This window comes from Pseudomonas putida (assembly GCF_001976065.1).
Classification (GTDB): Bacteria; Pseudomonadota; Gammaproteobacteria; order Pseudomonadales; family Pseudomonadaceae; genus Aquipseudomonas; species Aquipseudomonas serbica.
The window spans coordinates 812,542-827,189 of record NZ_MNAH01000002.1; the positions used below are offsets into that span (position 1 = coordinate 812,542).

Here is a 14,648-nt window from a genome sequence, read left to right on the forward strand (position 1 = left end):
GATGCCGTTACGGACCCTTGAGACCTGGCCCCACGGCGCAATCAAACTGGACCCGAAAAACACACGATTCGCGTTGTGGGCTCCAGATGCGTTCTACGTCAGTGTCGAGCTGGAAAATGGACAGTCCTTGCCGTTGTTGCCCCAGGCCGACGGCTGGTTCGTGATCAACACCCCGTGCCCGGCGGGTACGCGCTACCGCTACAACATCGATGGCGAACTGGAGGTGCCCGACCCGGCCTCCCGCGCCCAGGCCGGGGACATCGACCAGCACAGCGTGGTAGTCGACCCGTTGGCCTACCAATGGCGCCACATGACCTGGCAGGGGCGTCCCTGGAACGAAGCGGTGATCTACGAGCTGCACGTAGGTGCCCTCGGCGGTTTCCTTGCCGTCGAGCAACACCTGGCACACTTGGTCGAGCTAGGTGTCACCGCGATCGAGTTGATGCCGATCGCGCAGTTTCCCGGCGAGCGCAATTGGGGCTACGACGGGGTGCTGCTCTATGCGCCCCAAGCCTCCTATGGTACCCCCGAACAGCTCAAGCATCTGATCGACACCGCCCATGGCCTTGGCCTGGCGGTGATCCTCGACGTGGTCTACAACCACTTCGGCCCGGATGGCAATTATCTGCACCGGTATGCCAAGGGCTTCTTCCGTGAAGACCGGCACACGCCTTGGGGGGCGGCCATCGATTTCCGTCAGCGCGAGGTGCGGGACTTCTTCATCGACAATGCCTTGATGTGGCTGCTGGAATACCGTTTCGACGGTTTGCGCCTGGATGCGGTGCATGCCATCGAAGACCCGGATTTTCTCCAGGAACTGGCCCAGCGCGTGCGTCAGCAGGCTGATCCGTCGCGCCATGTGTGGCTGATGGTGGAAAACGAACACAACCAGGCCAGCCTGCTCGAACAGGGCTACGACGCGCAGTGGAACGATGACGGCCACAACGCCTTGCATGTGCTGCTCACTGGCGAGACCGATGCCTATTACGCCGACTATGCACACAACCCCACCGAACAACTGGCCCGTTGCCTGAGCCAGGGTTTCGTGTTCCAGGGTCACATCAACCGCCATGGTGAGCAACGCGGCGAGCCCAGTGGACATTTGCCACCCAGCGCATTCGTATTGTTCCTGCAGAATCACGACCAGATCGGCAATCGCGCCTTTGGCGAGCGCCTGCATCAATTGGCCAACCCCGAAGCGTTGAAAGCGGCGACAGTGTTGTTGCTGCTGTCGCCGATGATTCCCCTGATGTTCATGGGCGACGAATTCGCCGCCGAACAACCCTTCCTGTTTTTCACCAGCCACCACGGCGAGCTGGCGCGGCTGGTGCGCGAAGGACGGCGCAATGAATTTGCCGCGTTCAGCGCCTTTGCCGACCCGGATAAACGTGAACGGATTCCCGATCCGAACGCCGCGCAGACCTTCGAAGCGTCGCGCCCTGCCCTGACCTCCACCGAGCCATCGGCGACGCATGAACTCTATCGTCAACTGTTGCAGGTACGTCATCGGCACATCATCCCTCACCTGCCCGGCACCCAGGCGCTGGATGCCGAGGTGCTGGGCACCGGTGCGGTGAGCGCGTCCTGGCGCCTGGGCAATGGCAGCGAACTGCGCATCGACCTCAACCTCAGCGCCAGGCCGGTGAGCCACACGCCGCCGGCTGTGGCTACTTTATTGTTCGAACAGCCGCCTGGGTCTGGCCAACAGCTGGATCAAGGCACCTTGCCCCCGTATTGCGCGCTTGTCAGCCTCACGGCCGCGGCCCCCTTGCTACCCCTTGATGGAGAGCGCCAATGAGTGATGCGCAACTGGAAATCCTGGCCACACGGGCCGGCCTGGCGGTCGACTGGATCGACGCCAACGGGCGCCCGCAAAAAGTCGCACCTTCGGTGCTGCGCAACGTCCTCACCGGCCTCGGCCACCCGGCCGGCAGCGCCCAGGAAATCGACGCCAGCCTGCTCGAATTGCAACAGGTGCAGCAAACCCGCCACCTGCCACCGCTGATCACTGCCGATTTTGGCGTCGGGCTCAACCTGGCGCATTTTTTCGAGCCGCTGACACCCTGTGAGGTCCATCTTGAAGATGGCTCGCGACTCAGTCTCAAACTGGATGCCGAGGCCGTTCTGCCGGGGTTGATTCCGGTCGGTTACCAGCACGTCGACATCGACGGGCAAAGCTTCACCCTGGCCGTGGCCCCCGAGCGCTGCTACAGCGTGGGCGATGCCGTGGACAGCCCGATCCCGCGAGCCTGGGGCTTGAGCGTGCAGCTGTATGCCTTGCGCCGAGCCGGCGATGGCGGTTTTGGCGACACCCAGGCGTTGGAAGACCTGGCCCGAGTAGCAGGCGAACGTGGCGCCGAAGCGTTGGCGATCAGTCCATTGCATGCCATGTTCGCCAATGACACGAACCGCTATAGCCCGTACTCGCCTTCCAGCCGCTTGTTTCTCAACAGCCTGTATTGCGCGCCGGGGGCGATTCTTGGCGAGCGCGCGATGCGCGCCGCAATCGACGCCACTGGCCTGGCCGACGAACTCAAGCACCTGGAAGATCTGCCTTTGATCGACTGGCCGACCGCCGCCGAAGCCAAGCATCGGCTGTTGCAATCGCTGTACGAAGGCTTTGTGCAAGGCGAACATCCGCTGCACGCCGACTTCAGCAGCTATCGCCATGCCGGGGGTGAAGCACTGGAAAATCATTGCCGCTTCGAGGCCATTCAAGAGGCCCGCGCCGCCCGGGGCGAAAGCCTCGATTGGCGTGAATGGCCACAGCAGTGGCGCAACCCGCGCAGCGCTGCCCTGGCTGAATTCGCCGAAGAGAATGCCGGGCGCATCGGCTTCTTCGCTTTCTGTCAGTGGCTGATCACCCGTTGTCTGGAGCGCGCCCAAGCCGCCGCCCGCAGCAGCGGGATGGGCATTGGCCTGATTGCCGACCTGGCCGTCGGTGCCGATGGCGGTGGCAGCCAGGCCTGGAGTCGCCAGGATGAACTGCTCGCCTCCCTCACCGTTGGCGCGCCCCCGGATATTCTCAACCGCACGGGCCAGGGTTGGGGGATTTCCGCGTTTTCCCCCGAAGGCCTGGTACGCAACGGCTTCCGTGCATTTATCGAAATGCTGCGGGCCAACTTCGCCCACGCCGGCGGCTTGCGGATAGACCATGTCATGGGCCTGCAACGCCTGTGGGTGATCCCCAATGGCGCGTCGCCAGCCGATGGCGCCTACCTGTATTACCCGGTGGACGACCTGCTGCGCCTGTTGACCCTGGAATCCCATCGCCACCAGGCCATCGTGCTTGGTGAAGACCTGGGCACGGTGCCGGACGGCTTACGGGAAAAACTCAGCGCCCGCGCTATGCTCGGCATGCGGGTGTTGCTGTTCGAACAGGACAACACGCACTTCAAGCCGATCCTCGACTGGCCGGACAACGCCCTGGCCACCACCAGTACCCACGACCTGCCCACCCTCAATGGCTGGTGGCATGGCCGCGATATCGACTGGAACGCCCGTCTCGGCCTGGTCGATGCCAGCGCTGAAATCGAGTGGCGCCAACACCGCGAGCGCGAGCGCGAAGGGCTGCGCCGTACCCTGAGCCAGGACCCGCAGAACTTTCGCGAAGAGTCCCATGAGACCGACCAGGTGCTCGACGCCAGTGTGCGTTTCCTCGGCCATACCCGCGCACCGCTGGTGCTGCTGCCGCTGGAGGATGCGCTGGGTATCGAACAGCAGGCCAACCTGCCTGGCACCATCGATACGCACCCCAATTGGTCGCGACGGCTGCCCGGATACAGCGAAGCCCTGCTCGATGATCCCGACGCCGCCCGGCGCCTGGAACTGCTCGCCTGCGCGCGACTTCAGGCGGCCGAGCGTGACCAATGAATCAACTTTCTATCAAGCCGCTCCGGGCTACCCTGCGGTTGCAATTCCATAAAGGCTTCACCCTCGACGATGCCGTGCCGCTGGTGCCCTACTTTTCTCGCCTGGGCATCAGTCATGTCTATGCCTCACCGCTGCTGAGCGCCCGCGCCGGTTCCATGCACGGCTATGACGTGGTGGACCCGACCACCGTCAACCCGGAACTGGGCGGTGAAGCGGCATTGCGCCGCCTGGTCAGCGCGCTGCGCGCCCAGGACATGGGGTTGATCCTCGATATCGTCTCCAACCACATGGCGGTCGGCGGAAACGACAATCCCTGGTGGCTGGACTTATTGGAGTGGGGTCGCCTGAGCCCGTACGGCGAGTTCTTCGATATCCAGTGGCACTCACCCGATCCCTTGATGGAAGGCCAGTTGCTGTTGCCGTTCCTTGGCAGCGACTACGGTGTCGCCTTGCAGGACGGCACCCTGGCGCTGCGTTTCAATGCGCAGCGCGGCGCGTTCTACGTCGAGCATTATGATCATCACTTTCCGATTTGCCCCAGCGATTACGGTGAACTGCTCAAGGGCGATGCCGAACCGCTCAAATCACTGGCAGATCGGTTCAGCACCTTGAGTTATCAGACAGACGCCCACGGCCTGGCGACTCCGTTGAAAGACCAATTGCGCGAACTGGCTGGCGATCCAGCGATGCTGCAAGCCATTGAACTGAATCTGCAGGCCTACGACTCCAAGACCAGCGAAGGTTTCCAGCGCCTGCACAACTTGCTGGAACGCCAAAGCTACCGCCTCGCCAGCTGGCGCACCGCCGCGGACGATATCAACTGGCGGCGTTTTTTCGATGTCAACGAGCTGGGCGGTTTGCGTGTAGAGCGGCCTGCAGTGTTCGAGGCGACCCACGCAAAGATTTTCCAGTTGGTGGCTGAGGGGCTGATCGACGGGTTGCGCATCGACCACATCGACGGCCTCGCCGACCCACGGGGCTACTGCCGCAAACTGCGCCGGCGCGTCGACAGCCTGGCACCGGGCCGGCACCTGCCGATCTATGTGGAAAAAATCCTTGGCGAAGGCGAAACCCTGCGCCGCGACTGGTCAGTGGATGGCACCACCGGCTACGAATTCATGAACCAGTTGTCGTTGCTGCAACACGATCCCGAGGGTCAACAAACACTGGGCGAACTCTGGCACCGCTACAGCGATCGCCCGGCCGACTTCCGTCAGGAAGCGCAACTGGCGCGCCAGCAGATTCTCAACGGTTCGCTCGCCGGCGATTTCGAAAGTGTGGCCCAGGCTTTGTTGCAAGTGGCCCGGGATGACCTGATGACGCGCGACCTGACGCTGGGTGCCATCCGTCGAGCCTTGCAGGAACTGATCGTGCATTTCTCGGTGTATCGCACCTACATCAGCGCCTTGGGGCGTTCGACTCAGGACGAGGTGTTTTTCCAGCAAGCCATGGAGGGCGCCCGACAGACCCTTGGCGAAGCCGACTGGCCGGTGCTTGAGTGCCTCGCGGGTTGGCTGGGTGGCGAGCCCTGGCGAAAACGCCCGGCTGGCCGCCTGCGCAAACGGCTCAAGCACGCCTGCGTGCGGTTTCAACAGCTGACATCACCTGCCGCCGCGAAGGCCGTGGAAGACACCGCGTTCTATCGCTCGGCGGTGTTGCTGTCGCGCAATGACGTCGGCTTCAGCACTGAGCAATTCAGCGCCCCGATCGCCGATTTTCATGGGGCCTGTGCCCAGCGTCTGACGGAGTTTGCGGACAACCTGCTCGCCACCGCGACCCACGATCACAAGCGCGGCGAGGATACGCGCGCACGCCTGGCCGTCTTGAGTGAACGCAGTCAATGGTACGTCGAACAGGTCGGCCTGTGGCGCGCCCTCGCCCGCCCGTTGCGCGACCATGACCAGATACCGTCTGGCGGCGATGAGTTGATCCTCTATCAGGCACTCCTCAGCAGCTGGCCGCTGGACCTGCGTCTCGACGACCATCGGGCCTTGGAGGAATACGCCCAGCGTATCAGCCAATGGCAGCGCAAAGCCCTGCGCGAAGCCAAGCTACAGAGCAGCTGGAGTGCACCGAACGATGTCTATGAACACGCCACCGAACGCTTTACCCAGCGCCTGCTGCTGAGCCCGGAAGGAGATCTGCTACGCACCGCTCTCGGCAAGGTAGCCCGCACGATCGCCTTGCCCGGCGCCCTCAACGGATTGGCGCAAACCTTGCTGCGCATGACCGTGCCCGGCGTACCGGACCTGTATCAGGGCAACGACTACTGGGACTTCACCCTGGTCGATCCGGATAACCGCCGGCCAGTGGATTACGCCAGCCGCCAACAGGCCCTGCAGCAACCCGTGGACCTGCCTGAACTGTTGGTGCATTGGCGCGACGGGCGCATCAAACAAGCCTTGATTGCACAGACGTTGAACCTGCGTGCCGAGCACGCCGATTTGTTTAGACGCGGGACTTACCAGGCCCTTGAAGTCACCGGCAGTCAGGCAAGCCGGGTGCTGGGATTTGTTCGCGAATGGGAGGGAAAGCGCGCCATCGTCATCGTGCCGATCCGTTGTTCGGCACTGCTGGAAAACAGTGCCGTGCCTCAGGTGGACGCGCTGCAGTGGGGCGATACCCGGGTCAGTTTGCCATTCACAAATGCCGAGGAAAATCTGAAGGGACTTTTTTCCAGCGTCGCAGTCACAAAAAACAGGGAGCTGATGATCAGCGCCGCGCTGGGGGATGTCCCGGTCAATCTCTTTATCCAAACGACCCACACTTGAGTTCAGTTCAGGAGCAATGCGATGAGTAGCGACGATAAGCGTATCCGCGAGTTTGCCTATCAGATCTGGGAATCTGAAGGCAAACCAGAGGGCCAGGAGGCACGTCACTGGGAGATGGCGCGCAAACTGGCCGAAGCCGAAAAACTGGCGCCGAAAAAGCCGGCAAAAGCGGCGGCGAGCAAGACAGCCGCGACTAAAGAAGGCGAAAGCAAACTCAATGGCAAGGCCGCCGCACCAAAACCCAAGGCCAAGGCCAAGCCGGCGGCTGCCTCTGCGGTGATACCGCCTGGGGAAAAAGCCACCGAGAAAAAACCCCGCGCTGCGCGAAAACCGCCAGCCGTCTAAGCTTCTGCCGTCGCATTGAATCATTCAGTGGCGAGTTCACTCGCCACCGGGGGGTGTGCTCGCCCGCGAAAAAAATACTGAGCCCCGTTACTGTCTGCCGTTGCTGGAGCCAATATGACCCGTCCGAAGAAAGAAACGCCGCCTCCCCGTGCCGAACCCTCGCGCATCCGTGAAGGCCTGCCCTTTCCGCTCGGTGCGACCTGGGATGGCCTGGGGGTCAATTTCGCCTTGTTCTCGGCCAACGCCACCCGGGTCGAACTGTGCATTTTCGATGATGCCGGCGAAGTGGAACTCGAACGCATCGAACTGCCGGAATACACCGACGAGATTTACCACGGCTACTTGCCCGACGCCCATCCGGGCCTGATCTACGGCTACCGCGTATACGGTCCGTACGACCCGGCTAACGGCCATCGCTTCAACCCCAACAAACTGTTGATCGACCCCTACGCCAAACAACTGGTCGGGCGCCTGAAATGGTCCGAGGCCTTGTTCGGCTACACCATCGGCCATCCGGACCGCGACCTCAGCTTCGACGAACGCGACAGCGCGCCCTTCGTGCCCAAATGCAAGGTGATCGATCCGGCGCACACCTGGGGTCACGATCATCGGGTCAGCGTGCCCTGGGACAAAACGATCATCTATGAAACCCACGTGCGCGGCTTCAGCATGCGTCACCCCGCCGTCCCCGAGCACCTGCAAGGGACCTTCGCCGGGCTGATGGTCGATGAAGTGCTGGAGCACATCCGCAAGTTGGGCGTGTCGACCGTCGAACTGTTGCCGATCCACGCCTTCGTCAACGATCAGCACCTGCTGCACAAAGGCATGACCAATTACTGGGGCTACAACAGCATTGCGTTCTTTGCTCCCGACCCGCGCTACCTGGCCAGCGGCAAGATCGCCGAGTTCAAGGAAATGGTCGCGCATCTGCACGAAGCCAACCTGGAAGTGATCCTCGATGTGGTCTACAACCACACCGCCGAGGGCAATGAACAAGGCCCGACCCTGTCCATGCGCGGCATCGACAACGCGTCGTACTACCGTTTGATGCCAGAGGACAAACGCTTCTACATTAATGACTCCGGCACCGGCAACACCCTGGACCTGAGCCACCCGTGCGTACTGCAGATGGTTACCGACTCCCTGCGCTACTGGGCTTCGGAAATGCATGTGGACGGCTTCCGCTTCGACTTGGCGACCATCCTCGGGCGTTATCACGACGGCTTCGATGAGCGTCACAGTTTTCTCGTAGCTTGCCGCCAGGACCCGGTCCTGCGTCAGGTCAAGCTGATCTCCGAGCCATGGGATTGCGGGCCTGGGGGTTATCAGGTCGGGCGCTTTCCTCCCGGCTGGGTGGAATGGAACGACAAGTTTCGCGACACCGTGCGCTCCTTCTGGAAAGGTGACGATGGCCAGCTGGCGGACTTCGCCAGCCGCATGACCGCGTCCGGCGAAATGTTCAACCAGCGCGGCCGACGGCCTTATTCATCGCTGAACTTCATCACCGCCCACGACGGTTTCACCCTCAACGACCTGGTGTCGTACAACGACAAGCACAACGAAGCCAACGACGAGAACAACGAGGACGGCAGCAACAACAACCTGTCCTGGAACCATGGCGTCGAAGGCCCCACCGACGACCCGGAAATCAACGCGCTGCGCCAGCGACAGATGCGCAATTTCTTTGCCACCTTGCTGCTCGCCCAGGGTACGCCGATGCTGGTGGCCGGCGATGAATTCGCGCGGACACAGGAGGGCAACAACAACGCCTATTGCCAGGACAGCGAGATCGGCTGGGTCAACTGGAACCTGAGCGAAGATGGCAAAGCCCTGCTCAAGTTCGTCAAGCGCCTGATCAAGTTGCGCCTGACCTACCCGATCCTGCGCCGTGGACGCTTCCTGGTCGGCAATTACAACGAGGACATCGGCGTCAAGGATGTCACCTGGCTGGCGCCCGATGGCAGCGAAATGACCACCGACCACTGGCACGATGCGCACAACCGCTGCCTGGGCATGTTGCTCGACGGCCGCGCCCAGGAAACCGGCATCCGCCGCAAAGGGGCGGACGCCACCCTGTTGCTGGTGGTCAACGCCCATCACGACATCGTCAATTTCTTGCTGCCGGAAGTACCCGATGGCAGCTTCTGGACCTGCCTGATCGACACCAATCAACCCTCCATACGCGGCCAGGAGCGCTTCGACTTCGGTCGTGAGTACTCGGTCACCGGACGTTCGTTGCTGTTGTTCGAACTGCAACGTGACGAAGAGGAGTAGAAACAGCGTTCGTTGAATGAAGCCGGCGCGTCGGAAAAATGTGCGTGCGCACACATCCAGCGCGACGAATACCGATACATGAGCAATACTCGATGCGCGGCTGTCCAGGGTTCGGAGGGCCGCGCCTCGCTATCAACCCGCCCTCATGACTGCTGCGTTTGCGTAGCGCTCGACTGAAGGCGAACGGAACAAGGACGTAACGCCATGAAATCTGTGTCCATCAGTGACAGCAGCCTTGCAGAACAAATCTGGAACAGCGCTCCGCAGCTGGCCAATATTCCGGTCATTGGTACCCAGTCCCTTCTTCCCCCCGGTGCCCGTGCCGTGGTGATCGCTCCCCATCCCGGCGACGAGGTGCTGACCTGCGGCGGCCTGCTGCAGTTGCTCAGTGCCACGGGACACCCCTTGCAACTGATCTCGGTGACTGACGGCAGCGCCAGCCATCGAGGGTCTCAACAGTGGTCGGAGAAACGCCTGAGCGTGTATCGCTCCCAGGAAAGCGTCGAGGCCCTGCGCCGGCTCGGGTTGCCGATGCACAGCCTGAAATGGATACGCGGTGGCTTCACCGACAACACCCTGGCGGAGCATGAGCAGGCGCTCACGCAGTTCATCGCCCGTTATCTACGACCGGGCGACGTGGTGTTCAGCACCTGGTGCGAGGACGGCAACAGCGACCACGACGCCGTCGGCCGCGCCAGCGCCAACGCCGCCAGCGGCGCCGGCGCTGTCTTCACTGAGATACCGGTCTGGGCCTGGCACTGGCCTACCCGCGATAGCGCCCTGATCCCCTGGCACCGGGCGCGCAAAGTTCGCCTGGACACCTGGACGGTGGCGCGCAAGAGCCACGCGACCCATGCCTACGCCAGTCAGCTCGATGGCGAGCCGGCCATTGGGGTTGCGCCACGGTTGCCAAGGGTTCTGCTGGAGCGGATGCGGTTGCCTTATGAGATTGTCTTTGTCTGATAGCCGACTTGCACCAAGGGCTCTTGCCCCTGACGTTCGGTGCCTCGCCAAGGCTCAGCATGCCCCCCTGGAGCTGCCGAAGGCTGCGATCTATTGATCTTGATCTTTTGATCTTTTGATCTTGCTGTTGCTTGGCTTTTGCTCTGGCTTTGGCTTTTGATCTTGATCTACCTGCCCCATTTCCAGAGGCCGAACGCAGGCGTTGCGCAGTGGGCATCCCGGCATGGATGCCGGGATAGCCGCCCTCGGCCATGGATGGCCGATGGCGGCGGGCCCACGGAGCAATGCCGGAGTGAGGGCATGCCGAGCCTCAGCGAGGCACCGAATGGTGGGGCAAGACTTTTTGGTTCCTTTTGTGGCGTTTGACAAAAGGGACTCGCCGTAAGGGCGAAACCATAGGCGGCCGTTACCGCAGGAATGGATATGTACTCCATCAACAAATAATAGGTCGGCTATAAGGCCGCCTTCGCTGCGATGCGGCGGCCCGACAAACCAGCGCCTACAGTAAATCGGGTACAACCGCAAAAACCACAGAAATGGATATGTACGCAAAAGAGCTGAACTGCACGCGCCTCCATGAGTCGCATACATAAGCAACCCGCATTCAGAGGAGTGAAAGTGAGCAGCCACTCTAATCGGCAGGCAGCAGACTCAGTGCCGTTGGACACCCCGACGGTCATCCATCGATTGCGCGTACTGACGGTCAACACCCACAAAGGGTTCACCGCACTCAACCGGCGCTTCATCCTCCCGGAATTGCGCGACGCGGTCCGCAGTACATCCGCCGACCTGGTGTTCCTGCAGGAAGTTGTCGGTGAACACGAGCGCCATTCTTCGCGCTACAACAACTGGCCGCAAATGTCGCAGTACGAGTTCCTGGCCGACAGCATGTGGAGCGATTTCGCCTACGGTCGCAATGCGGTCTACCCCGACGGTCACCACGGCAATGCGCTGCTGTCCAAATACCCTATCCGCGAATACCGCAACCTCGACGTCTCCATCACCGGCCCCGAGCGCCGTGGCCTGTTGCACTGCGTGCTGGACGTGCCGGGTCACGCCGAGGTCCATGCGATTTGCGTGCACCTGAGCCTGCTGGAAAGTCATCGCCAGTTGCAGCTGCAGTTGCTTTGCCAATTGCTCGAATCCTTGCCTGATGAGGCGCCCGTCATCATCGCCGGCGACTTCAACGACTGGCAGTTGCAGGGCAACGTCGCCCTCTCACGTCGTGACTACTTGCACGAAGCCTTCGAACGCCACCATGGCCGTCCGGCGAAAACCTATCCGGCGCGCTTCCCTCTGCTGCGCCTGGACCGGATCTACCTGCGCAACGCCAGCAGCCATGAACCGAGAATCCTCGGCCACAAGCCCTGGACGCACCTGTCAGATCACCTGCCGTTGGCGGTTGAAGTGCACCTGTAAGGCTACGGATCTGATCTCCACCTGTCATTTGTGACAGTAGATGCCCTGAAAAACACCTGCTACGGTGCTCCCGTCCGTTTCGACTGAGGCGTGCGGACTGGCCCCGTAGCCGTCGTTGCCCGAAGGGTTTATGCCTTCCTGATGATGTCTCGCAACTCGCGCTGCCGATGCACTTGATGACTTGCTTTACCTGCAAGGCATCGGTGCGATTCTTACGCGGAGACGAGCATGAACCTTTGTAAAGAACTGCCCAACTGCCGTTACAGCGCCTGCGCCATTTCCATCTGGCTCTGCATGGGCTGGTCACTGCCCAGCCACGCCGCCTGTACCCTCACGCCCTCCCCCGGCAACGACAACTTCGTGTGTGACAGCGGCAATAGCGGGCCGCTGACTGACCTGGCGGGTAACAACACCCTGACCTTTCCCACCAATGGCACTGGCACCATCACAGGCAATGTGACGTTCGGCGCCGGAAACGACGCCCTGGGCATGAACTCCGGCATCATCTCCGGAAGCGTCAATCAGGGGGACGGGGCCGACACGTTCAGCATCAGTGCCGGCCAGGTCGCCGGCGCTGTTAACCAGGGCAATGGCGTCGATACCTTCGTGATGAGCGGCGGGACCATCCAGTCGCTTGCCCAGGGCGACAGTCGTGACTTTTTCGAGATGAGCGCGGGCACGATCACCGGCGCCTTCGAGGACGGTGACACCGCCAGGATGACCGGTGGCAGCATCGGCCGGGTCGACATGAAGCTCGACAACAATCTGTTCGATCTGTCTGGAGGGCAGATTCTTGGCAATCTGGTCACCGGGTTTGGCACCGACACCATCATCGTTTCCGGTGGCAGGATCGGCGGCAACATCAGTGTCAGCGGCGGCAACGACAGCATCACGGTGACCGGAGGCGAAATCGTCGGCGAGATTCGTGCCAGCGTGGGCAACGACACCCTGACCTGGGATGGCGGCGGGATCATCCGCTCGGCGATCCTGATGGAAGACGGCAATGACCGGGCAACCCTGCGCAATCTCAATGACAGCATCCTGGCCCAGACGCCGCTCCTCAACGGTGGCAACGGCAGTGATCTGCTGACCTTCGATAACACCACCACCCACGGAGCCGCTCGTTACGCCAACTGGGAAACCGTCAACCTCGGCAATGGCTCGCGATTGGACTTGGATGGCAACTTTGTCCTGGGTGACAGTTCCACTGGCAGCGGCGTGTTCAACATCGACGGCAGCAGTGTCGTGACTTCGACCCAAGGCAGCCTTACCCCATTCACCGCAGGCCAGCGTGCGACGCTGAACAACGCCGGGGTCATCGACCTGAGCAGCGGCAATACCCGCACCAGCGACACCCTGACGGTGCAGGGCAACTATGCCGGCAGCGGCGGCCAGCTCCGGGTACAAAGTACGCTCGGCGATGACAGCTCCCCCAGTGACAGACTGGTGGTCAATGACGGCACCTTGACCGGCACCACCTCGATTACCGTCAACAATCTGGGGGGCACGGGCGCGGCAACCCTGCAAAACGGCATTCAGGTTGTCCAGGCCCAGGGCACGGCCATCAGCGACAGTGGCGCCTTCACGCTCAAGGCGCCGTTATCGGCCGGGGCTTTCGATTACCACCTGTTCAAGGGTGGCGTCACTGTCGGCAGCGAAAACAGCTGGTACCTGCGTTCGTCCGTCGTTGCGCCTCCGTTGGTGGCCACAGCGGTACCCGATCCGGAGCCTGTTCCAAATCCCAATCCCGACCCAGCATTACCGCCCGTGTTGGTGCCGTTGGTACCACTACCGGTGGCAGCTGTCGGCACCCCGCCTTTGCCGGCGCCCGTGGCTGGCGCCGCACCCATTCCCCTGTACCGCCAGGAAGTCCCGGTCTGGTCGGTGTTGCCACCGGCGGCAGCGCAATTGGCCCTGACGGCGCTGGGCACCTTCCATGATCGCCAGGGTGATCAACGCCTGCTGAACGAAACCGGGGCCTTTGGCGCGGGCTGGGGTCGGGTCTACGGGAAAAACTTCGACCAGACCTGGGCCGGCACCGTCACGCCACGGCTCGACGGTTCGTTGAATGGATTTCAGGTCGGCAACGATCTGTTCGCCTCGCAAACGTCTGCCGGACAAACCCAGCGCACCGGCTTTTTCGTCGGGCATAGCCGCTTGAAGGGTGATGTCGACGGATTCAACCAGGGTTTCCAGGACATGCGCGCCGGCAAGGTCGAGCTGCAAGGTGACAACCTCGGGCTCTACTGGACCCTGACCGATCCCAAGGGCTGGTATGTCGATACCGTGGCCATGTACACCTGGCTGAACGGCGACAGCCACTCCGACCGAGGCCTGGAAATCGACAACGACGGCCACGCCATGACCCTCTCGGTGGAGGCCGGCTACCCCGTTGCAGTGGCGGACAACTGGGTGGTCGAACCCCAAGTGCAGGTCATCAATCAACAGGTTGACCTGAAGAGCCAGGATGATGGTATTTCCAGGGTGTCGTTCGATGCCGACCCGGCCTGGACCGGCCGCCTCGGCGCCCGCCTCAAGGGGCGCTATGACGTCGCCGGGCTGCCCCTGGAACCCTATCTGCGCGTCAACCTGTGGCACACATTGTCGGGAACCGACACGGTGACATTCGACGACAGCACCGAGATCAAGACCGAACAACGCACGTCCTCGGCCGATCTCGGCATCGGTGCCGTCCTCACACTGGCACCTGCTGTCAGCCTGTATGCCAATGCCGATTACAGCAGCAATATCGACAGCAACCCGTTGCGTGCAATGAGCGCAAACCTGGGAATAAGGTTGAGTTGGTAGTCTGAGTAAAGGCTCTATCTCGCGAGTTTTTTGACGTTCCTTCCAATAAACAAGAGCTTATGGATGCGTCGTAAATCAGTCACTTATATGATCTAAAATACAGCTACCATTTATCGGCCACTTTCTTGACGCAATGCCTGAGGTCCTCTTGACTTCACGTTACTACCCCGGAATCACCATCAGGACCAACCGCCG

The 14,648-nt window shown here is 61.7% G+C and carries 8 protein-coding genes; all 8 read left to right on the forward strand.

Going from position 1 to position 14,648, the window contains the following annotated elements; translation table 11 throughout:
* Position 1 precedes the first annotated feature (1 nt).
* The gene (treZ, locus tag BKX96_RS10185) at positions 2–1,798 is read left to right on the forward strand and encodes a malto-oligosyltrehalose trehalohydrolase (protein ID WP_077183742.1); all 1,797 of its coding nucleotides are present in this window, start codon (positions 2–4) and stop codon (positions 1,796–1,798) included.
* Complete coding sequence (malQ, locus tag BKX96_RS10190; RefSeq protein ID WP_046818131.1) at positions 1,795–3,873, forward strand: 4-alpha-glucanotransferase; 2,079 nt, start codon at positions 1,795–1,797, stop codon at positions 3,871–3,873. Before treZ ends, malQ begins: the two co-directional genes overlap by 4 nt.
* A complete protein-coding gene (locus tag BKX96_RS10195; protein WP_077183744.1) occupies positions 3,870–6,644 on the forward strand; it encodes a malto-oligosyltrehalose synthase in 2,775 nt (924 codons plus the stop codon). The genes malQ and BKX96_RS10195 overlap by 4 nt, the downstream gene beginning before the upstream one ends.
* 21 nt (positions 6,645–6,665) lie before the next feature.
* Positions 6,666–6,989, forward strand: coding sequence for a DUF2934 domain-containing protein (locus BKX96_RS10200; RefSeq protein ID WP_046818129.1), 324 nt, complete (start codon positions 6,666–6,668; stop codon positions 6,987–6,989).
* A gap of 114 nt (positions 6,990–7,103) precedes the next feature.
* Entirely contained in the window at positions 7,104–9,263 is a 2,160-nt protein-coding gene (gene glgX, locus BKX96_RS10205) for a glycogen debranching protein GlgX (RefSeq protein ID WP_046818128.1), read from the forward strand.
* A 204-nt stretch (positions 9,264–9,467) separates the two neighbouring features.
* Positions 9,468–10,226, forward strand: a complete 759-nt coding sequence (locus tag BKX96_RS10210) for a PIG-L deacetylase family protein (RefSeq protein WP_046818127.1) — start codon at positions 9,468–9,470, stop codon at positions 10,224–10,226.
* A 576-nt stretch (positions 10,227–10,802) separates the two neighbouring features.
* Positions 10,803–11,645: an endonuclease/exonuclease/phosphatase family protein gene (locus BKX96_RS10220; protein ID WP_410454523.1), complete on the forward strand. Its 843-nt coding sequence runs from the start codon at positions 10,803–10,805 to the stop codon at positions 11,643–11,645.
* Between the two features lie 228 nt (positions 11,646–11,873).
* A complete protein-coding gene (locus BKX96_RS10225; RefSeq protein WP_077183746.1) occupies positions 11,874–14,453 on the forward strand; it encodes an autotransporter family protein in 2,580 nt (859 codons plus the stop codon).
* The last annotated feature ends 195 nt before the right edge of the window (positions 14,454–14,648 follow it).